The organism is Amphibiibacter pelophylacis (assembly GCF_037688875.1).
Classification (GTDB): domain Bacteria; phylum Pseudomonadota; class Gammaproteobacteria; order Burkholderiales; family Burkholderiaceae_C; genus Amphibiibacter; species Amphibiibacter pelophylacis.
The window spans coordinates 66,295-85,629 of sequence record NZ_JAWDIE010000016.1; the positions used below are offsets into that span (position 1 = coordinate 66,295).

At 67.4% G+C, this 19,335-nt stretch carries 18 protein-coding genes; 9 read left to right on the forward strand and 9 right to left on the reverse strand.

The features are described 5' to 3' along the window. Positions 1–15: 15 nt before the first annotated feature. Positions 16–1,518, forward strand: a complete 1,503-nt coding sequence (locus RV045_RS10715; RefSeq protein WP_423235778.1) for a CoA-acylating methylmalonate-semialdehyde dehydrogenase — start codon at positions 16–18, stop codon at positions 1,516–1,518. A gap of 110 nt (positions 1,519–1,628) precedes the next feature. Here the strand turns inward: RV045_RS10715 and lpdA are convergent, their stop codons facing one another. The 4 genes from lpdA to RV045_RS10735 form a co-directional block, all read right to left on the reverse strand. After that, positions 1,629–3,062: a dihydrolipoyl dehydrogenase gene (gene lpdA, locus RV045_RS10720; protein ID WP_423235779.1), complete on the reverse strand. Its 1,434-nt coding sequence runs from the start codon at positions 3,060–3,062 to the stop codon at positions 1,629–1,631. A gap of 30 nt (positions 3,063–3,092) precedes the next feature. Then, complete coding sequence (locus tag RV045_RS10725) at positions 3,093–3,287, reverse strand: hypothetical protein (protein WP_423235780.1); 195 nt, start codon at positions 3,285–3,287, stop codon at positions 3,093–3,095. A gap of 102 nt (positions 3,288–3,389) precedes the next feature. Then, complete coding sequence (odhB, locus tag RV045_RS10730; protein WP_423235781.1) at positions 3,390–4,679, reverse strand: 2-oxoglutarate dehydrogenase complex dihydrolipoyllysine-residue succinyltransferase; 1,290 nt, start codon at positions 4,677–4,679, stop codon at positions 3,390–3,392. Positions 4,680–4,732: 53 nt separating this feature from the next. Further along, positions 4,733–7,591: a 2-oxoglutarate dehydrogenase E1 component gene (locus RV045_RS10735; protein WP_423235782.1), complete on the reverse strand. Its 2,859-nt coding sequence runs from the start codon at positions 7,589–7,591 to the stop codon at positions 4,733–4,735. A 513-nt stretch (positions 7,592–8,104) separates the two neighbouring features. Here RV045_RS10735 and rho point away from each other — a divergent pair. The 3 genes from rho to RV045_RS10750 all read left to right on the forward strand — a co-directional run bounded on the left by rho (position 8,105) and on the right by RV045_RS10750 (position 10,633). Further along, the gene (gene rho, locus RV045_RS10740) at positions 8,105–9,367 is read left to right on the forward strand and encodes a transcription termination factor Rho (RefSeq protein ID WP_423235783.1); all 1,263 of its coding nucleotides are present in this window, start codon (positions 8,105–8,107) and stop codon (positions 9,365–9,367) included. Between the two features lie 116 nt (positions 9,368–9,483). Then, positions 9,484–9,735: a type B 50S ribosomal protein L31 gene (locus RV045_RS10745; protein WP_423235784.1), complete on the forward strand. Its 252-nt coding sequence runs from the start codon at positions 9,484–9,486 to the stop codon at positions 9,733–9,735. An 85-nt stretch (positions 9,736–9,820) separates the two neighbouring features. Continuing rightward, complete coding sequence (locus RV045_RS10750) at positions 9,821–10,633, forward strand: SDR family NAD(P)-dependent oxidoreductase (protein ID WP_423235785.1); 813 nt, start codon at positions 9,821–9,823, stop codon at positions 10,631–10,633. A 19-nt stretch (positions 10,634–10,652) separates the two neighbouring features. Here RV045_RS10750 and ygfZ read toward each other — a convergent pair whose 3' ends face one another. Further along, on the reverse strand, positions 10,653–11,768 hold the full coding sequence (gene ygfZ, locus RV045_RS10755; protein ID WP_423235786.1) for a CAF17-like 4Fe-4S cluster assembly/insertion protein YgfZ: 1,116 nt from the start codon (positions 11,766–11,768) through the stop codon (positions 10,653–10,655). Positions 11,769–11,909: 141 nt separating this feature from the next. Between ygfZ and mltG the strand changes: the two genes are divergently transcribed. From mltG to RV045_RS10780, 5 genes are all read left to right on the forward strand, one after another. Continuing rightward, positions 11,910–12,950, forward strand: coding sequence for an endolytic transglycosylase MltG (mltG, locus tag RV045_RS10760; protein ID WP_423235787.1), 1,041 nt, complete (start codon positions 11,910–11,912; stop codon positions 12,948–12,950). Further along, positions 12,947–13,585 carry a dTMP kinase gene (gene tmk / locus RV045_RS10765; RefSeq protein ID WP_423235788.1) on the forward strand — a complete coding sequence of 213 codons (639 nt, stop codon included), beginning with the start codon at positions 12,947–12,949 and terminating at the stop codon, positions 13,583–13,585. Before mltG ends, tmk begins: the two co-directional genes overlap by 4 nt. Then, positions 13,582–14,673 carry a DNA polymerase III subunit delta' gene (locus tag RV045_RS10770; protein ID WP_423235789.1) on the forward strand — a complete coding sequence of 364 codons (1,092 nt, stop codon included), beginning with the start codon at positions 13,582–13,584 and terminating at the stop codon, positions 14,671–14,673. Before tmk ends, RV045_RS10770 begins: the two co-directional genes overlap by 4 nt. 64 nt (positions 14,674–14,737) lie before the next feature. After that, a complete protein-coding gene (locus RV045_RS10775) occupies positions 14,738–15,094 on the forward strand; it encodes a PilZ domain-containing protein (protein ID WP_423235790.1) in 357 nt (118 codons plus the stop codon). A 5-nt stretch (positions 15,095–15,099) separates the two neighbouring features. Further along, a complete protein-coding gene (locus RV045_RS10780; protein ID WP_423235791.1) occupies positions 15,100–15,894 on the forward strand; it encodes a TatD family hydrolase in 795 nt (264 codons plus the stop codon). A gap of 75 nt (positions 15,895–15,969) precedes the next feature. Here the strand turns inward: RV045_RS10780 and dut are convergent, their stop codons facing one another. Genes dut through RV045_RS10800 form a run of 4 tightly spaced genes read right to left on the reverse strand, consistent with a single transcriptional unit; the run spans position 15,970 to position 19,296 of the window. Continuing rightward, positions 15,970–16,446, reverse strand: a complete 477-nt coding sequence (dut, locus tag RV045_RS10785) for a dUTP diphosphatase (RefSeq protein WP_423235792.1) — start codon at positions 16,444–16,446, stop codon at positions 15,970–15,972. Next, the gene (gene coaBC / locus RV045_RS10790; protein WP_423235793.1) at positions 16,443–17,729 is read right to left on the reverse strand and encodes a bifunctional phosphopantothenoylcysteine decarboxylase/phosphopantothenate--cysteine ligase CoaBC; all 1,287 of its coding nucleotides are present in this window, start codon (positions 17,727–17,729) and stop codon (positions 16,443–16,445) included. The genes dut and coaBC overlap by 4 nt, the downstream gene beginning before the upstream one ends. Beyond that, positions 17,726–18,358, reverse strand: a complete 633-nt coding sequence (locus tag RV045_RS10795) for an L-threonylcarbamoyladenylate synthase (RefSeq protein WP_423235794.1) — start codon at positions 18,356–18,358, stop codon at positions 17,726–17,728. Before RV045_RS10795 ends, coaBC begins: the two co-directional genes overlap by 4 nt. 50 nt (positions 18,359–18,408) lie before the next feature. After that, a complete protein-coding gene (locus RV045_RS10800; RefSeq protein WP_423235795.1) occupies positions 18,409–19,296 on the reverse strand; it encodes a PHP domain-containing protein in 888 nt (295 codons plus the stop codon). Positions 19,297–19,335 lie beyond the last annotated feature (39 nt).

The window sequence follows — 19,335 nt, forward strand, 5'->3', positions numbered from 1 at the left end:
TTCGAGAGACAGTCCATGACCGACACCCGCATCACCCACTGGATCAACGGCTCGGCCCTGCCGGGCGGCAGCCGCAGCCAGCCGGTCTACAACCCTGCCACCGGCCAGGCCGTGGCCGAAGTGGCGCTGGCCGACACCGCGACGGTGCAGACGGCCATTTCAGCCGCGCAGGCGGCGTTTCCGGCCTGGCGCAACACGCCGCCGCTCAAGCGCGCGCGGGTGATGAGCCAGCTCAAGGTGCTGCTGGAGCAGCATTCCGACGAAATCTGCACCCTGATCACGCGCGAGCACGGCAAGGTGCTGGCCGACGCGGCGGGCGAGCTGCAGCGCGGCATCGAAAACGTCGAGTACGCCAGCTACGTGCCCGAGCTGCTCAAGGGCGAGCACAGCCGCAACGTCGGCCCGGGCATCGATTCCTGGAGCGAGATGCAGCCGCTGGGCGTCGCTGCCGGGATCACGCCTTTCAACTTTCCGGCCATGGTGCCGCTGTGGATGTGGCCCATGGCCGTGGCCTGCGGCAACACCTTTGTGCTGAAACCGTCCGAGCGCGATCCCTCCAGCGCCCTGCGCATCGCCCAGCTGGCCGAAGAGGCCGGGCTGCCGCCGGGCGTGCTCAACGTCGTCCAGGGCGACCGCGAGGCGGTGGACGCGCTGCTGACCGATCCGCGCGTCAAGGCCGTCAGTTTTGTGGGCTCCACGCCCATCGCCGAATACATCTACGCCCAGGGCTGCAAAAACGGCCAGCGCGTCCAGGCGCTGGGCGGCGCCAAGAACCACGCCGTCGTCATGCCCGACGCCGACATCGCCAACGCGGTCAGCGCGCTGATGGGCGCGGCCTACGGCTCGTGCGGCGAGCGCTGCATGGCCATTCCGCTGATCGTCGCGGTGGGCGACCAGACCGCCGACCGCGTCATCGCTGGCCTGAAGGAGCAGATTGCCGCCATGAAAGTCGGCCCTGGCACGCAGGCCGCCTGCGACATGGGCCCGCTGGTCACGCAGGCGCACCGCGACAAGGTGCGCGCCTACGTGGACCAGGGCGTGGCCGAAGGCGCCGACCTGATCGTCGATGGCCGCGGCCTGGTCGTTCCTGGCCACGAGCAGGGCTATTTCCTGGGGCCCTGCCTGTTCGACCGCGTCAAGCCCGGCATGGTGATCTACCGCGAAGAAATCTTCGGCCCGGTCCTGGGCGTGGTCCGCGTGGCTTCGCTGCAGGAAGCCATGGCCCTGATCGACGCCCACGAATACGGCAACGGCACCTGCATTTTCACCCGCGACGGCGAGGCGGCGCGCTACTTCACCGACCACATCCAGATCGGCATGGTCGGCGTCAACGTGCCGCTGCCCGTGCCCGTGGCTTACCACTCCTTCGGCGGCTGGAAACGCAGCCTCTTCGGCGACCTGCATGCCTACGGCCCGGACGCCGTGCGCTTTTACACCAAGCGCAAAACCATCACCCAGCGCTGGCCCTCAGCGGGCGTGCGCGAGGGGGCAGTGTTCAGTTTTCCGTCTAGCCGGTGAGGCTCATCTGGCCTGATTGCGCCTGACGCACCATGAAAAAGCCCCCGCAGCAGAACTGCGGGGGCTTTATTGTTTCCGGCCCTGGGGTTGGAACCGCGATCAGGCGTTGATCAGAAATTCAGCGTCCGTTTGTCTACCGCCAGAGCGGCTTCCTTGGTCGATTCCGACAGGGAAGGGTGGGCGTGGCAGATGCGGGCGATGTCTTCGGCGGAGGCCTTGAAGTTCATGGCGACGACGGCTTCGGAGATCAGCTCCGAGGCCTGCGGACCGATGATGTGCACGCCGAGGATTTCGTCGGTATTGGCATCGGCCAGAATCTTGACGAAGCCTGTGGTGTCGCCCAGCGCCCGCGCGCGGCCGTTGGCCAGGAAGGGGAACTGGCCCGCCTTGTAGGCCACGTTGTCCATTTTCAGCTGCTGCTCGGTGCGGCCTACCCAGGCGATTTCCGGGCTGGTGTAAATCACCCAGGGGATGGTCGTGAAATCGACATGGCCGTGCTGGCCCGCGATGCGCTCGGCCACGGCCACACCTTCTTCCTCCGCCTTGTGCGCCAGCATGGGGCCACGCACCACGTCGCCCACGGCCCAGACGCCGGGCAGATTGGTGCGGCAGTCGTCGTCAACGACGATGGCGCCGCGCTCGTCCAGCTGCAGGCCGACGGCTTTGGCGTTCAGGCCCTGGGTGTTGGGCACGCGGCCGATGGAGACAATCAGGCGGTCGCAATCCAGCGTCACCGGGTCGCCCTTGGCGCTGGTGTAGCTGACGCTGACCGATTTTTTGGCGGTTTTCACGCCGTGGATGGTCACGCCGGTTTCAATCGTCAGGCCCTGCCTGGTGAACTGCTTCTGGGCCTCTTTGGCGACCCCGGCGTCCACGGCGGCCAGGAAGGTCGGAGCGCCTTCCAGAATGGTGACTTCAGCGCCCAGGCGGCGCCAGACCGAGCCCAGTTCCAGGCCGATGACGCCCGCACCGATGATGCCCAGGCGCTTGGGCACGGCGCCCACGCGCAGTGCGCCGTCGTTGGACAGGATCAGCTGCTCGTCGAAATCGGCGCCGGGCAGGGGGCGGGCGCTCGAGCCCGTGGCCACGATGACCTCTTTGGCGATCAGGCCCTGGCGCTCGGCGCCGCTGACCACAGCCAGCTCGTACCCGGCGTCCAGCTTGCCGGTGAATTCGCCCATGCCGTGGAAGAAGGTGATCTTGTTCTTCTTGAACAGATAGAGGATGCCGTCGTTGTTCTGCTTGACGACCTCATCCTTACGGGCCAGCATTTTGCTGACATCCATTTTGACGGTGCCGGTGCTGATGCCGTGGTCGGCGAAATGCAGGCGGGCGTGTTCAAAGTGCTCGCTGGACTGCAGCAGCGCCTTGCTGGGGATGCAGCCCACATTGGTGCAGGTGCCGCCCGGCGCGGGGCCGCCTTCGGCATTGCTCCAGGCGTCCACGCAGGCCACTTTTTTGCCCAGCTGCGCCGCACGGATGGCCGCCACATAGCCGCCGGGGCCTGCGCCCAGCACGACGACGTCGAAAGTTTGATAGCTCATGATTGATCTCGGTAAGTGAATTGGGGGCCGTCAGCCTTTGGCCCGGACGTGGCGCGCAGCCTCGACAAGGCCGCGCAGCGCAGCATTGAGCTCCGCCGCGCTGGCAAAAACCTCCAGCAGGTCCGGGTCGATGGCGACCAGGTTGCACTGCCGCAGGGCCCGCTCGTAATACTTGCCCCGCACCGGCGTCTGCCGGGCAAAGAGCGCGGAGTAATCGTCGGACATGGGGTCAGGAACTGGGCTGGTGCACATTGAATCTGGTCAGTCGCATCGCCCGCTGGGCCAAAGATGACCCGGGCAGGGCGATGGACTCACATTGATGTCAGATCACAGCTCAAACAGCAGCCGTGCCGGGTCTTCCAGCGCTTCTTTCATGGCGACCAGGCCCAGGACGGCTTCGCGGCCGTCGATGATGCGGTGGTCGTAGGACATGGCCAGATAGTTGATCGGGCGCACGACGACCTGGCCGTTTTCGACCACGGCGCGGTCCTTGGTGGCGTGCACGCCCAGAATGGCCGATTGGGGCGGGTTGATGATGGGGGTGGACAGCATCGAACCGAAAGTGCCGCCGTTGCTGATCGAGAACGTGCCGCCGGTCAGCTCTTCAATGCCCAGCTTGCCGTCTTTGGCTTTCTGGCCGAATTCGGCGATTTTCTTCTCGATGTCGGCAAAGCTGAGCTGGTCGGCGTTGCGGATGATGGGCACGACCAGGCCGCGCGGCGAACCCACGGCGATGCCGATGTCGAAATAGCCGTGGTAAACGATGTCGTTGCCATCCACCGAAGCGTTCAGCACGGGGAATTTTTTGAGCGCGTGCACGGCGGCCTTGACGAAGAAGCTCATGAAGCCCAGCTTGACGCCGTGCTCTTTCTCGAACTTCTCCTGGAAGCGCTTGCGCATGTCCATCAGCGGGGCCATGTTGACCTCGTTGAAGGTGGTCAGGATGGCGTTGGTCGACTGCGACTGCACCAGACGCTCGGCGATGCGGGCGCGCAGGCGCGACATCGGCACGCGCTGCTCGGGGCGGTTGGCCAGGTCGGCGGCGCTGGTGCTCACGGTGACGGCGGGCAGGGCGTTGGTGACCACGCTGGGCGGGGTGACCTTGACGCCGCTGCTCAGGGCCACGGGCGCGGCCGGAGCCGGAGCGGGCGCTGCAGCGGCCGCCGCGACAGCGGCCAGCGCGTCGCCCTTGGTGATGCGGCCGTCCTTGCCCGTGCCGCTGACCTGCCCGGCAGGCAGACCAGCGTCGGCCAGAATCTTGGCGGCGGCCGGCATGGCCTGGCCACCGGCTGCCGCCGCGCTGGTGCTGGTGGCCGGGGCGCTTTTCACCTGGCCGTCCACCACCGGAGCGGCTGCCGCTGAGGCGCCCGCCGTGGCTTCGGTGTCGATCTGGGCGATGACCTGGGCGGTCGTCACGCTGGCGCCGTCATCGGCCAGGATGGTCGAGAGCACACCGGCCGACGGCGCGGGCACTTCCAGCACGACCTTGTCGGTTTCGATTTCGATGACGATTTCGTCGGCCTTGACGGCTTCGCCGGGGCGCTTTTTCCACGTCAGCAGCGTGGCTTCGGCAACGGATTCGGAGAGTTCGGGAACTTTGATGTCTACGAGGGCCATGATGGTCTAGTCTCTTTCAGGGCAGATCTTGAAAAACCGGGAAGGGGGAAGGCTTACTTGCTCAGGGTGTAGCTTTTGAACTTGCCGAACGCCTGTTCGAGCAGCGCCTTGAGCTGTTCGACGTGCAGGTGGCTGTAGCCCACGGCGGGTGAGGCCGAAGCGGGGCGACCGGCGTAGGCCAGCTTCTGGCGCGCCTTCATGTTCTCGTAGATGTAGTGCTGCACGAAGAACCAGGCGCCCTGGTTCTGCGGCTCGTCCTGGCACCAGACCAGCTCGGTGGCGTTCTTGTAGCGCGCCAGCTCGGCGGCGAAGGCCTTGTGCGGGAAGGGATAGAGCTGCTCGACGCGCACGATGGCCACATCGCCGGACTGCAGTTCTTCGCGCTTCTTGACCAGATCGTAGTAGACCTTGCCCGAGCACAGCAGCACGCGCTTGACCTTGTCGGCGACCAGATCGGCCTTGCGGTCGCCGATGATGGTCTGGAATTCGCCGTCGGTGAACTCGGCGATGGGCGAGGTCGCGTCCTTGTTGCGCAGCAGCGATTTCGGGGTAAAGATCACCAGCGGCTTGCGGAACATGCGCATCATCTGGCGGCGCAGCAGATGGAAGATCTGGCTGGCGCTGGTCGGCTGGCAGATCTGCATGTTGTTGTCAGCGGCCAGCTGCATGAAGCGCTCGATGCGCGCCGAGCTGTGCTCAGGCCCCTGGCCCTCGTAGCCGTGCGGCAGCATCATCACCAGGCCGTTGGAGCGGCCCCACTTGACTTCGCCCGAAGCGATGAACTGGTCGATGACCACCTGGGCGCCGTTGACGAAATCGCCGAACTGCGCTTCCCAGATCGTCATGGTGCGCGGGTCGGCGCTGGCGTAGCCGTACTCGTAGCCCAGCACGGCCTCTTCCGACAGCAGCGAATCGATGACGGTGAAGTGGCCCTGATCGGGCGTGACGTTTTCCAGCGGAATGTGCGTGCCGACGTTCCAGGTCGTGCGCTGCTGGTCGTGCCACACGGCGTGGCGGTGCACGAAGGTGCCGCGCCCGCAGTCCTCGCCCGACAGGCGGATGTTGTAGCCCGTGGCCAGCAGCGAGGCAAAAGCCATGTGCTCGCCCATGCCCCAGTCCACATTGGCTTCGCCGCGACCCATGTTGGCGCGGTCGTCCAGCACGCGCTTGAGCAGCGGGTGCACGTTAAAGCCTTCAGGCACTTCAACCAGGCGCTCGGCCAGGCGTTTCCACTCGGGCAGGGGCAGGGCGGTGTCGCACTCGTCGGTCCACTTTTTGCCCAGGTAGGGCGACCAGTCGACGGCGTATTTGCTCTGGAAGTTGGTCAGCACCGGGGCCTTGGTGTGGCGGCCTTCGTCCATGGCGGCGCGGTAAGCCTTGACCATTTCTTCGGCCTCGCCTTCGGCCAGCAGGCCCTGAGCCAGCAGCTTGTCGGCGTAGACCTGGCGCGAACCGGGGTGCTGGCTGATCAGGCGGTACATCAGGGGCTGGGTCAGCGCGGGGGTGTCCTGCTCGTTGTGGCCCAGTTTGCGGTAGCAGACGATGTCCACAACCACATCCTTGTGGAAAGTCTGGCGGTATTCCAGCGCCAGCTGCGTGCACCAGCCGACGGCTTCAGCGTCGTCGCCATTGACGTGCAGCACGGGCGCTTCGATGATTTTGACCACGTCCGAGCAGAACTGCGTCGAGCGCGTGTCGCGCGGATCAGACGTGGTGAAACCGATCTGGTTGTTGATGACCAGGTGGACGGTGCCACCGGTGTAGTAGCCGCGCGTCTGCGCCATCGCCAGCGTTTCCATGACCACGCCCTGGCCGGCGAAGGCGGCGTCGCCGTGAACCAGCACGGGCAGCACCTGCGCGCCCTTGGCGTCGCCCCGGCGGTCCATGCGGGCCCGCACCGAGCCTTCGACGACCGGGTTGACGATTTCCAGGTGCGAGGGGTTGAAGGCCAGCGACAGGTGAACCGGGCCACCCGACGTGGACACATCGCTGGAGAAGCCCTGGTGGTATTTGACGTCACCGGCGGGCAGATCTTCCGGCGCGGTGTGGTCGAACTCGGCGAACAGCGTCTTGGGCATCTTGCCCAGGGTGTTGACCAGCACGTTCAGGCGGCCGCGGTGGGCCATGCCGATCACCACTTCCTGCACACCGGCCTGGCCAGCCGATTCGATCAGGGTGTCCATCGAGACGATGAAAGATTCGCCGCCTTCCAGCGAGAAACGCTTCTGCCCGACGTATTTGGTGTGCAGATAACGCTCCAGGCCTTCGGCATTGGTCAGGCTCTGCAGGAAGCCTTTTTTCTGCTCGGCGGTGAAGGTCGGTCGGGCGCGCACGGATTCGAGTTTCTGCTGCCACCAGCGTTTTTCGTCGGGGTTGGTGGTGTGCATGAACTCGGCGCCGATGGTGCCGCAGTAGGTCTGGCGCAGCGCCTGCACGATCTCGCGCAGCGTCATGTGCTCGGCCGACGTGAAATAGGTGTTGGTCGCGCTGAAGGTCATGTCCATGTCGGCGGCGGACAGGCCGTAGGACGCGGGCTCCAGATCGGGCAGATCGGGGCGCTGGGTCAGCTTGATGGGGGAGAGTTCGGCCCAGCGCACGCCAATGTTGCGGTAGGCGGCGATGATGGACTGCACGTGCAGCTGTTTGCGGGCGATGTCCAGATCGGCGCTGGAGGCCTTCTGGCGGAAGCCGCCGGATTTGGCGCGCTCGGCAAACGATTCGATGATGGGGGCGTGGGGGATGTCGGCGGATTCGGAGCCGTCGGTGGCAGGCAGATGCGCCAGCGCGTCGAAGTAGGCTTTCCAGTTGTCCGGAACGCTGCCCGGATTCAGGAGGTAGGCCTCGTACATCTCTTCGACGTAAGGGGCGTTGCCGCCAAACAGGTAGGAGTTCAGGCGGTATTCTTGCATCATGCTGTGCTCACCTTTCGCCCCGGTCTGCAGGGCTTTGATGGGTTTGAATCAACCTTCCGCGCTTCGGCTGCACCGATGGGCGGATTGCGTATCCGGTCGCGAGTGGGCTCACGGGAAGGCACTGTCCGCGTGTCTTTCGCGGAACAGTCGCCAATCTAACACAGCGCTCCCAACGCGGCCTTGCGACAAAGCCCTACAGCAGTGCATCTGTGCACAGTACTGCTTCAGCCAGGGCTGAATGTAGCGTTCAGGCCTCACTGAGCGATGCCGCGTGCAATCCCCTTATAATCGCTTCGCTTTGGATCAGATTCAAAAGAATCCTGAGCTTTAATGGCCCAAGCGGCATTTTCCTTTCGCCGCTCCCGTCCGAGAGTCACAACAGTGTCCCGGGCCACGGCCCCGATCCCAGCTCCCCCGATCTCCCCGATTCTTTCGTCCGCTGCACCCGGTGCTGAACGGCCTGAAGCCTCAGAGCATCCAGCGGTCTTCCCCCTTTTCCCCCGATTTCACACCATGCATCTTTCTGAACTGAAAGCTCTCCACGTTTCCGCCCTGATCAAAATGGGCGAGGAACTCGAGATCGAAAACGTCGCCCGCCTGCGCAAGCAGGAGCTGATGTTCGCGATCATGAAAAAGCGCGCCAAGGCGGGCGAACAGGTCTTTGGCGACGGCGTCCTGGAAGTGCTGCCCGACGGCTTTGGCTTCCTGCGCGCACTGGACACCAGCTTCATGGCGTCCACCGATGACATCTACCTCAGCCCCAGCCAGGTGCGCCGCTTCAACCTGCACACCGGCGACATGATCGAGGGCGAGGTGCGCGTGCCCAAGGACGGCGAACGCTATTTCGCGCTGGTCAAGGTCGACCGCGTGAACGGCATCACGCCCGAGGAGAACAAGCACAAGATCATGTTCGAGAACCTGACGCCGCTGTTCCCGGACGACCGTTTCCGGCTCGAGCGCGACATCAAGGGCGAAGAGAACATCACCAGCCGCATCATTGACCTGATCGCTCCCATCGGCAAAGGCCAGCGCGGCCTGCTGGTGGCGCCGCCCAAATCGGGCAAGACGGTGATGATGCAGCACCTGGCGCACGCGCTGGTCGCCAATCACCCCGAAATCCACCTCATCGTGCTGCTGGTTGACGAGCGCCCCGAAGAAGTGACGGAGATGGTGCGTACGGTGCGCGGCGAAGTGATTTCGTCAACCTTTGACGAACCGGCTGCGCGCCACGTCCAGGTCGCCGAAATGGTCATCGAGCGCGCCAAGCGCCTGGTCGAGCTGAAGAAAGATGTCGTCATCCTGCTGGACAGCATCACGCGCCTGGCACGCGCCTACAACAACGTGCTGCCCTCCAGCGGCAAGGTGCTGTCGGGCGGCGTGGACGCCAACGCGCTGCAGCGCCCCAAGCGCTTTTTCGGCGCGGCGCGCAATGTGGAAGAGGGCGGCTCGCTGACCATCATCGGCACCGCGCTGACCGACACCGGCTCCAAGATGGACGAGGTGATCTACGAAGAATTCAAGGGCACGGGCAACAGCGAGATCCACCTGGACCGCCGCATGGCCGAAAAGCGCGTCTACCCGTCCATCCTGCTCAACAGGTCGGGCACGCGCCGCGAAGAGCTGCTGCTCGACCCCGCCGTCATGCAGAAAACCTGGATCCTGCGCAAGCTGCTGTATCCCATGAACGAAATCGAGGCGATGGAATTCATCCTGGACAAAATGAAGTCCACCAAGAACAACAACGACTTTTTCGACCTGATGAAGCGCGGCGGCTGATACAATGCGCGTTTTCTAGCGCTCAAGGGTTTCTTGGGCGTTTTTTCCCCGGCAAGTGCGGGCCCCGCTGACTGAACTGTCATGCGCCCGTGGCTACCGAAACTCAAGAGGACCCCATGAAAGAAGGCATTCACCCCACTTACCGCGACGTGTGCTTCCTGGATCAATCCAATGGCATGCAGTTCATCATCCGCTCCTGCGCTCCCGGTCGTGAGATGATCACCGTCGATGGCCGCGAGATGCCGCTGTTCAAGCTGGAAACTTCCAGCGAATCGCATGCTTTCTACACCGGCCAGCAGAAATCGGTGGATACGCTGGGCGGTCGCGTCGAGAAGTTCCGCAACAAGTTTGCCCACCTGCGCAAATAAGCGGACATTTTCGTCTCCCCACGAGAGAAGCAGCCTGCGGGCTGCTTTTTTCATGCACGATTCAAAAACACCGCCTGGAGATGACATGACTGCAAGCCCGAACGGAAGCCCTACCATAAGGTCCAGTGAATTTTCCCTGCGCTATGGCCCCTGGGCCGTGGTCACCGGCGCCTCGGACGGCATCGGCCGCAGCTTCGCTACTGCGCTGGCTGCGCGGGGCCTGAACCTGCTGCTGGTGGCGCGCCGCGAAGCCGTGCTGCAGGCGCTGGCTGACGATCTGCAGGCCGCGCACGGCGTGCAGTGTCGCGTGCTGGCGGCCGACCTGAGCAGCGCCGAAGGCCAGGCCGCCGTGCGCGAGGCCTCCGACGGGCTGGACGTGGGTCTGGCCGTGTGCGCCGCCGGTTTTGGCAGCAGCGGCGATTTTCTGGATTCCGATCTGGACAACGAGCTCAACATGCTGCGCCTGAACTGTGAAGCCACCACCACGCTGGCTTGGCACCTGGGTCAGCGCCTGGTGCAGCGCGGGCGCGGCGGGCTGATTCTGCTCAGTTCCATCGTGGCTTTTCAGGGCGTGCCCCGCTCGGCGCACTACGCCGCCACCAAGGCCTATGTGCAGACCCTGGCCGAAGGCCTGCGCCAGGAGTGGCGCGGGCGCGGCGTCGAGGTGCTGGCCGTGGCGCCAGGCCCGGTCAACACCGGCTTTGCGGCACGGTCCAAAATGGCCATCACCCGCGCCGACACGCCCGATGAAGTCGCCCGCTACAGCCTGATGGCGCTGGGCCTTCTGGGCACCGTGCGGCCGGGTCGCCTGGCCAGCCTGATGGGCTACGCGCTGGCACTGCTGCCGCGCGCGGTGCGCGTGCGCATCATGGCGCAGGCGATGAAGGGCATGACCTGAAGCCTGCGCCTGCGCCGCTTTAATCCTGCGCCCGCGCCAGCGCGTAAGCCGGCTGCAGCAGTGTCAGCGCTGGTCCTGTCGGGGTGGGTGTGGCGGGTGCAGCAGCTTGTGCGGGCGTTTCGCCCTCGGCCTTGGCCGGTTCTCCCAAATGCAGCGTGGCGCCTGCCGCCAGAGCGTCCAGCGCGCTGAGCTGCAGCTCCATCAGGCCGAACACGGCACCGGATGGTCCTGACATCGATGCGGCCTGGATGATTTCGCCCACGGCCGCAAGCGTGTCGCCCGTGCGCAGCAGCACCTCACGCCCGGCCCATTCTGTTGCGGCAGCGCCATCGGCGGCCGTGCCCTCCGCTGCAAACGTCAGCGCGCGGCGTTTGGTCGTGCCCCGGTACTGGCTGCGCGCGACCACCTCCTGGCCCGGATAGCAGCCTTTGCGGAAGTTGACGCCGCCCAGCAGTTCCCAGTTGATCATTTGCGGCACAAAGTGCCCGCGCGTCGCCAGGCTGATCTGCGGCCAGCCCAGCGCCACGCTGGACAGCGCCCACAGCGCGGGGTCGGCCGGGTCGTGCGCAGGGGCAGCGGCGCGGGCGGGGGTGAGGCTGAGCCAGCGCTGCAGCGGTACGGTGGCGGGTGTGGTGTCCAGATCCAGCGGCAGCGCGGCGGGCTGCAGCGTGCTGGCGGCGCCGCCCGCTTCCAGCCACAGGCGGCCGGTGGCGTCTGGCGCGACGGCTTTGCTGCCGGGCGCATAACCTGCCAGTTCAGCGGCCAGATCAGCAGGAAGACCCGTCGGCGTGCCTGCGTGGCCGTGGAGCTGCCAGTCGGCGCTGGCGTCGCGCAGGCGGCACTTGGCGCGCAGCACATACATCGACAGCTTCTGGACGGTCACGGGGATGAGATCCTGCGGACACAGCATCAACACCTGGTCAGGCGCGGGCGCCAGCAGCCACAGGCTGGCCAGCATCCGGCCCTGGGGACTGCACCAGGCGGCCAGGCGCCAGGCGCTGGCGGCCAGGCTGGACACATCCTGGCTGAGCTGGCCGTGCAGGAACGAGCGCGCATCGGCGCCTTCAGCAGCAATGACGCCCCAGCCGGTCACGGGGCAGCTGGCGGGCAGGGCGGGCAGAAAAGTCGGGTTCATGGGCAATCCGGGAAGTCGTCTTAGGGGCGGTCAGTACAGCCGGGAAGCACAGCCGGGAGGAAGTCCCGACGGGCGCCGCTATCATAGAGCCCCGGCTCGCAGGCCGCAGGATTCAGGACAACCCAACCAGGAGAGCCGGGCATGGCCCGACGACGATTTTCTTCCCGGCCGACCCGCCGCTGGTGGCCCAAAGTGCTGCTGGCGTTTGTGCTTCTGGCAGGCGCCTGCGCCTTGGCGGCTTACTTGTGGCTGGGCCGCCCGCTGCCGCTGGCGCAGGATCGCGTGCGCGTCGTCATCCCCGAAGGCACCGGCGCACGCAAGGCCGCGCAGCTCTGGGTGGCGGGCGGCGTGCAGGCTGATCCGCGCCTGCTGGCGCTGGCGCTGCGCTTTCAGGAGGGCTGGGGCGGTGATGGCCGTCTGCGCGCGGGCGGCTACGAGCTGCGCCGGGGCGACAGTGCCCGCCGTCTGGCCGAAAAAATGATGCGTGGCGAGCAGGTGCTGCTGCGCGTGCGCATCACCGAAGGCTGGACCTTCGCCGCCATGCGCCGCGCTTTGGCCAAGGCCGACGACCTGACCCACGAAACCGCCGCCTGGTCCGACGCCGAGCTGATGGACAAGCTGGGCGCGCCCGGCGTCCCGCCCGAAGGCCAGTTCTTCCCCGACACCTACAGCTACACCCTGGGCAGCAGCGACTGGCTGATCTGGAAGCAGGCCTATCGCGCCATGCAGAAGCGTCTGGATCAGGCCTGGACGCAGCGCGCGCCGGATTCGCCGCTGAAATCGCCGGAAGAGCTGCTCAAGCTGGCCTCCATCGTCGAGAAGGAAACCGGCCACGGCCCGGATCGCGGCAAGGTGGCGGGCGTGTTCATCAACCGCCTGCGCAAAGGCATGCGGCTGCAGACCGACCCCACCGTGATTTACGGCATGGGCGAGGCCTACCAGGGCCGCATCCGCCGCCGCGATCTGGACACCGACACGCCCTGGAACACCTACACGCGCGCCGGGCTGCCTGCCACGCCCATCGCGCTGCCCGGCCAGGCGTCGCTGGACGCCGCGGCCAAACCCGACGCCACCGACGCGCTTTACTTTGTCGCGCGTGGCAACGGCGAGAGCCAGTTCAGCGCCAGCCTGGACGAGCACAACCAGGCGGTGGACCGCTACATCCGGGGGAAGAAACCATGAGCGCCGCGCCGCGCGGCCGCTTCATCAGCCTGGAAGGGATCGATGGCGCGGGGAAATCTTCCCATCTGGGCGCCATCTCGCGCTGGCTGCAGGATCAGGGCGAGGATGTCGTGCAGACGCGTGAACCCGGCGGCACACCGCTGGCCGAAACCCTGCGCGATCTGCTGCTGAACCGCGAGATGGACGGCCTGACCGAAGCGCTGCTGGTTTTTGCCGGGCGCCGCGACCACTGGCGCACGCGCATTGCGCCCGCGCTGGCGCAGGGCCGCTGCGTGGTCAGTGACCGGTTCGCCGACGCCACCTTCGCCTATCAGGGCGCCGGGCGCGGCTTTGACTGGTCCGCGCTGCAGACGCTGGAATCCTGGGTGTTGGACGGCGGCCCCGGCCCCGATCTGACCCTGTGGTTTGACGTCGACCCCGCTACCGCTGCGCGCCGCCGCGCCGCCGCCCGGGCCAGCGACCGCCTGGAGGCGCTGGACGAAGCCTTTTTCGCCCGCGTGCGCGACGGCTACGCCCGCCGCGCCGCCGAGAACCCGCAGCGCGTGGTGCGCATTGACGCGGGCCAGCCGCTGGACGGCGTCGGCACCCAGGTGCTGCAGGCGCTGCAGGCCTGGTGGCCGGGCCGGGCGCGGTGAGCACGCCCCAGCTCGCGGCCCGCTGGCTGCACGAGGCGGACGCTGGCCTGCCCTGGCTGGCCGACCCGGTGCGCGACTGGCTGGACAACTGGCGCGGCCACGCGGCGCTGGTCTGCGGCGCGCCGGGCGCGGGCCAGCTTCCCGCCGCCGCCGCCTGGGCCAAGGCCTGGCTGTGCGACAGCGCGGCCGCGGCCCGCCAGCGGGGCGAGCCCAGCCCGCTGGCCTGCGGCCAGTGCCAGCCCTGCCGCTGGTTCGCGGCGCGCCAGCATCCGGATGTCTGCTGGGTCAGCAGCGAAGCGCAGGCGCAGGCCTGGGAGCTGGCCAACGCGGGCGAAGCCGTTGACGAGGCCAAACCCGCTGCGGCCGGCAAAAAACCGCGCAAGCCCAGCGCCGAGTTGCGCGTGGTCGCCGTACGCGCTGCAATTGCCTGGGCGCAGCGCCCGCCGCAGCACAGCCCGCGCCGGGTGATGGTGCTGTCGCCCGCTCAGGCCATGAACGACATCAGCGCCAACGCCCTGCTCAAGACGCTGGAGGAGCCTATCGGCGAGACCCGGCTGCTGCTGTGCGTGGACGACCCCGGCCGCCTGCTGCCCACCGTGCGCAGCCGCTGCCAGCGCCTGGATCTTCCGCCCGTGCTGCCGGATCAGGTTCTGCCCTGGCTGAGCGGCCACATCGGCGGCGACGCGCCCGTGCTGTTGGCCGCCGCAGGCACGGCGCTGCGCGCGCTGGAGCTTTACGCCCAGGGCATCAGCGCCGCCGCCTGGCAGCGCCTGCCGGCCCGCGCACTGCAGGGCGAAGCGCCCGCGCTGGCCGACTGGCCGCTGCCGGTGCTGCTGGCCAGCCTGATCAAGCTGGTGCACGATCTTCAGTGCGCGCATCTGGGCGGAACGCCGCAGTTTTTCCCGGCGGATGCGCTGGCGGTCTGGTCGACAGACCTCAACGATCTGGACGCCCGGCGGCCCGGCGAAGCCCTGGCCACACTGGCGCGCTGGGGCCAGCGACTGACCGCGCTGGTGCGCCACGAAGGCCACGCCTGGAACGCCGCCATCCTGCTGCCCGCGCTGCTGCAGTGGCGTCTGGCGGCCTGAACACCGGGGCCAGGCGGGGCTGGATGGCCCTGACGCCGGGCGGCTTTGCCGCTAAAATGCCCGCATGTCTGCAAGCCCGTCTCCCGTGATTTCCCTGGCGCCGCATGTCTATGGCGATGTCCAGGCGCTCTACCAGGCCTATATGCCGCTCTTTCTGGAAGGCGGCCTGTTTATCCCAACGACGCGCGAGCTGCGCCTGGGCGACCGCGTCGCCATCGACATCGGGCTGCCCGACAGCCCCGAACCCATTCCCGTCACCGGCACCATCGCCTGGATCACCCCCGCGCACGCCGGAGCGGGTCGGCCGCGGGGCGTGGGCATCCGCTTCTCGCGCGACAGCGCCCAGAGCGGCCTGCGCCAGCGCATTGAAGCCCAGCTGGGCACGCTGATGGCCTCGACCCTGCCGACCTTCACGCTCTGATTGCCATGTTCACCGACTCCCACTGCCACCTCAATTTCCCCGATTTTGCCGACATGTCCGCCGTGCTGGCCGCGATGCGCGCCGCTCAGGTCGATGAAGCACTGTGCATTTCCACGCTGATGGAAACCCTGCCCGACGTGATCCGCCTGGCCGAAAACCACGCCCCGCTGTGGGCGACGGTGGGCGTGCATCCCGACAACGAGGGCGTGACCGAGCCCACAGTGGACGATCTGTGCCACTGGGCGCAGCACCCGCGCGTGCTGGGCATCGGCGAGACGGGGCTGGATTACTACCGCCTGGGCGAGCGCACCGTGGCCGACATGCAGTGGCAGCGCGACCGCTTTGCCGTACACATCGAAGCAGCGCAGCGCAGCGGTTTGCCGCTCATCATCCACACCCGCAGCGCCAGCGAAGACACGGTGGCGATGCTGCGCGAAGCCCAGCGCGCCGGGCCGGTGACGGGCGTTTTCCACTGCTTCACCGAAACCGACACCGTGGCGCGTCAGGCGCTGGAGCTGGGGTTTTACATCTCGCTGTCGGGCATCGTCACCTTCAAAAATGCCCGCGATCTGCAGGACGTGGCCCGCTGGCTGCCGCAGGATCGGCTGCTCATCGAAACCGACAGCCCTTACCTGGCGCCCGTGCCACACCGGGGCAAGACCAACCAGCCGGCTTTCGTCTCGCACGTCGCGGCCTTCCTGGCCGAGCTGCGCGGCGAAGCGCTGCACGATCTGGCCAGCGCCACCACGCGCAACTTCCGCACGCTGTTCGCGGCGAAGTGGCGGGCGCAAACCCACTAATCACTCTCTTTTCGCACACAGCGAGCCCAGATTCCCCGCCGTGGAGGGGGGGCCCGCGAGAGGGCTGGGTCGGACTTATTTCACCCCGCTCGACCCAAATCCGCCCGCGCCGCGCTGGCTGTCGCCGAAGGCCTCCACGCGCTGGAACTGCGCCTGAACCACCGGGACGATGATGAGCTGCGCCAGTCGATCCAGCGGCTGTAGCGTGTAAGGCTGGCTGCTGCGGTTCCAGCAGCTGACCATCAGCGTCCCGGTGTAATCCGAGTCGATCAGGCCCACGAGGTTGCCCAGCACGATGCCGTTTTTGTGGCCCAGACCCGAGCGGGGCAGGATCATTGCCGCGTAGGCCGGGTCGCCGATGTGGATGGCCATGCCGGTCGAAACCAGCTCGCACTGGCCGGGCTGCAGCGTCAGCGGTGCATCGATGCAGGCGCGCAGATCCAGTCCAGCGCTGCCGGGCGTGGCGTAGGCGCTGGCACTGGTGTCGGGCGCGTGGGGCGCCAGGCGCTCGTCGAGCAGGCGAAAAGCGATGGTGGGGCGTGCAGTTGTCATGATGCGGTCGAAGAAGGGGGCAGCCGCCGCGCAATTTCGTCCACCAGCCGTCGCGCTAGGGCGGTTTTGCTGGCGGTGGGCCAGGTTTGTGCGCCGCTGGCGTCGATCAGGGTGAGGCTGTTGTCGTCGCGGCCGAAGGTGTCCGGGCCCAAATTGCCGACGATGAGCGGAATGCCTTTGCGCAGGCGTTTGGCGCTGGCCAGTTCGACCAGGTTCTGGCTCTCGGCGGCGAAACCCACGCAATAGAGCTGGCCGCTGCGCGCGCGCGGCAGCGCGGCCAGGGTGGCGAGCACGTCGGGGTTTTCGGTCATGGCGACGGCGGGTGGGGCGCTGCCGGGCGCTTTCTTGATTTTGTGGGTTGACACTTCGACCGGGCGCCAGTCGGCGACGGCGGCGGTGGCGATGAACACGTCGTTCTGGTCGGCCAGCGGCAGCGCGGCGTCCAGCAGCTGCTGCGCGCTGGAAAAATCCACCCGGCGCACCCCCACGGGCGTGGGCAGGCTGACCGGCCCGGCCAGCAGCGTGACCTCGGCCCCGGCCTGCGCGGCGGCGCGGGCGATGGCAAAACCCATTTTCCCGCTGGAGCGGTTAGTCAGGCCACGCACCGGGTCCAGCGCCTCGAAGCTGGGTCCGGCGCTGACCAGCACGCGGCGTCCCGCCAGGGTTTTGGGCGTGAGCGCGGCGATGCAGCGCTCCAGCAGCTCGGCGGGCTCGATCATGCGGCCATCGCCGGTTTCGCCGCAGGCCTGATCGCCGCTGGCCGGGCCCCACAGGGCGATGCCGTCGGCGGCGAGCTGACGCACGTGGCGCTGCGTGGCCGGGTTGGCCCACATTTCGCGGTTCATGGCGGGCGCGACGGCCAGCGGGCAGCCGGGCGGGCGGGCCAGCGCGGTCAGGCCGATCAGGCTGTCGGACAGGCCCAGCGCGATCTGCGCCAGGGTGTTGGCACTGGCCGGAGCGACCAGCATCAGGTCGGCTTCGCGCGTGGCGTTGATGTGCGGCATGGCGTTGCCGTCCAGCCCCGCGCGGCCCTGCCAGCTGCTGGTGATGACCTCGCGGCCGGACAGCGTCTGCAGCGTCAGCGGGGTGATGAAGCGCTGCGCCGCATCGCTCATCATGACCTGCACGGTGGCGCCCGCGCGGCCCAGATCGCGCACCAGCTGGGCAATCTTGTAGCCCGCGATGCCGCCAGACAGGGCGACCAGAATGTGTTTTCCGGCCAGTTCGCCGCCGCTGGCGTCCGGGGCCATGGCGGGGGACGAAAGGGGAGCGATAGCGCTCATGCGTCCAGCCCCAGCAGCGCCGGATCGCCCTGGCCGATGCGCACAATGACGGGCGCGCTGTCGTCGCTCATGTCCACGACGGTGGTCGGCTGCATGGGGCAGGCGCCCGCGTCGATGATGACGGCCAGGCGCTTGCCGAAGTGGCTGTCGATGTCGTCGGCGTCGTTCAGGGGCTCGGTCTCGCCCGGCGGAATCAGCGTCGTGGCCAGCAGCGGGCCGCCGTGCTCGGCCAGCAGCGCCTGAGTCACGGCGTGATCCGGCACGCGCAGGCCGATGGTGCGCCGCGAGGGGTGCGAGAGACGGCGCGGCACCTCTTTGGTCGCTTCCAGAATGAAGGTGAACGGCCCCGGCGTGCCCAGCTTGAGGCGGCGAAACTGCGCGTTGTCCACGCGCGCGTAGCTGGCCAGCTCGGACAGGTCGCGGCACAGCAGCGTCAGATGATGGCGGTCATCGACAGCGCGAATCTGGCGCAACGCCTGTGCGGCGTCCTTGTCGTCGATCTGGCAGACCAGCGCGTAGCTGGAATCGGTGGGCACGGCCAGCACGCCGCCGCCCTGCAGCAGGCTGGCGGCCTGGCGCAGCAGGCGGGGCTGCGGGTTGTCGGGGTGGAGCGTCAGTCTCTGGGCCATGGGGCGGGCAGTCGGTTCGGGTCGTCAGAAGTTCGGCGGGGAAGAAGCCGTCAGTGAAGGGCGGGGCGCTGGATGCGCTCTTGCAGCCGCGTCCAGACGGGGGTGAGACCTTCTGGCATGTCGGGACACTGGCCGAGGTGGATTTTGCTCTCGTGTGGATCGTGGAAATCGCTGCCGTGCGAGGCCAGCAGTCCGCGTTCCTGCGCCACGCGGGCGTAAAAGGCGACGTCGCTGCTGCGGTGGCTGCCGGTGACAACTTCCACCGCCTGGCCGCCTAGCGCGGTGAACTGCTCGTGCAACTGCTCGCGCTGGAGCGCGTCGTAGCGGTAGCGCCCCGGGTGCGCCAGCACGGCGATGCCGCCTGAATCGGCGATCCAGCCCAGAGCGTCCTGCAGCGTCGCCCAGACATGCGGCACATAGCCGGGCTTGCCGGGCGTGAGGTAGCGGCCGAAGACCTCCTGCGTGTGGCGGCACACGCCTTGCGCGACCAGCCAGCGCGCGAAATGCGCCCGCGAGACCAGATCCGGGTTGCGCACATACTGCATCGCGCCGTCGAAAGCGCCGGGGATGCCGGCTTCGGCCAGGCCATCGGCCATGCGCTGCGCTCGCGCCAGGCGGTCGTGGCGGATGTGCGCCAGTCCCGTCAGCAGGCCGGGGTGGTTTTCGTCCACACCCAGGCCGACGATGTGCACGGTTTCGTTCATCAGGCTGACGGAAATCTCGACCCCGCTCAGGAAAGCGATGCCTGCCTCACGCGCCGCAGCTCGCGCCAGCGCGATGCCATCCACCGTGTCGTGATCGGTCAGCGCCCACAGATCAACGCCGTTGCTGCGGGCCATGTCGGCCAACGCCTCGGGCGTCTGGGTGCCGTCGGAAAACACCGAGTGACAGTGAAGATCGGGCCGCCGGAATGCGGCTGCGGGGGGCGAAGTATGCATGGCGACAGTCTAGCGCGTGGCGGGACGTGGCGTGGGGGG

What these genes read in the sequence shown, in the direction of transcription:
- dut (WP_423235792.1), bottom strand. Translation starts at nt 16,446, where the DNA reads ATGACAACTGCACGCCCCACCATCGCTTTTCGCCTGCTCGACGAGCGC.
- ygfZ (WP_423235786.1), bottom strand. Translation starts at nt 11,768, where the DNA reads ATGAACCCGACTTTTCTGCCCGCCCTGCCCGCCAGCTGCCCCGTGACC.
- RV045_RS10725 (WP_423235780.1), bottom strand. Translation starts at nt 3,287, where the DNA reads ATGTCCGACGATTACTCCGCGCTCTTTGCCCGGCAGACGCCGGTGCGG.
- RV045_RS10795 (WP_423235794.1), bottom strand. Translation starts at nt 18,358, where the DNA reads ATGGCCCAGAGACTGACGCTCCACCCCGACAACCCGCAGCCCCGCCTG.
- mltG (WP_423235787.1), top strand. Translation starts at nt 11,910, where the DNA reads ATGGCCCGACGACGATTTTCTTCCCGGCCGACCCGCCGCTGGTGGCCC.
- coaBC (WP_423235793.1), bottom strand. Translation starts at nt 17,729, where the DNA reads ATGAGCGCTATCGCTCCCCTTTCGTCCCCCGCCATGGCCCCGGACGCC.
- RV045_RS10735 (WP_423235782.1), bottom strand. Translation starts at nt 7,591, where the DNA reads ATGATGCAAGAATACCGCCTGAACTCCTACCTGTTTGGCGGCAACGCC.
- RV045_RS10745 (WP_423235784.1), top strand. Translation starts at nt 9,484, where the DNA reads ATGAAAGAAGGCATTCACCCCACTTACCGCGACGTGTGCTTCCTGGAT.
- RV045_RS10750 (WP_423235785.1), top strand. Translation starts at nt 9,821, where the DNA reads ATGACTGCAAGCCCGAACGGAAGCCCTACCATAAGGTCCAGTGAATTT.
- RV045_RS10780 (WP_423235791.1), top strand. Translation starts at nt 15,100, where the DNA reads ATGTTCACCGACTCCCACTGCCACCTCAATTTCCCCGATTTTGCCGAC.
- rho (WP_423235783.1), top strand. Translation starts at nt 8,105, where the DNA reads ATGCATCTTTCTGAACTGAAAGCTCTCCACGTTTCCGCCCTGATCAAA.
- lpdA (WP_423235779.1), bottom strand. Translation starts at nt 3,062, where the DNA reads ATGAGCTATCAAACTTTCGACGTCGTCGTGCTGGGCGCAGGCCCCGGC.
- RV045_RS10800 (WP_423235795.1), bottom strand. Translation starts at nt 19,296, where the DNA reads ATGCATACTTCGCCCCCCGCAGCCGCATTCCGGCGGCCCGATCTTCAC.
- RV045_RS10715 (WP_423235778.1), top strand. Translation starts at nt 16, where the DNA reads ATGACCGACACCCGCATCACCCACTGGATCAACGGCTCGGCCCTGCCG.
- RV045_RS10775 (WP_423235790.1), top strand. Translation starts at nt 14,738, where the DNA reads ATGTCTGCAAGCCCGTCTCCCGTGATTTCCCTGGCGCCGCATGTCTAT.
- tmk (WP_423235788.1), top strand. Translation starts at nt 12,947, where the DNA reads ATGAGCGCCGCGCCGCGCGGCCGCTTCATCAGCCTGGAAGGGATCGAT.
- odhB (WP_423235781.1), bottom strand. Translation starts at nt 4,679, where the DNA reads ATGGCCCTCGTAGACATCAAAGTTCCCGAACTCTCCGAATCCGTTGCC.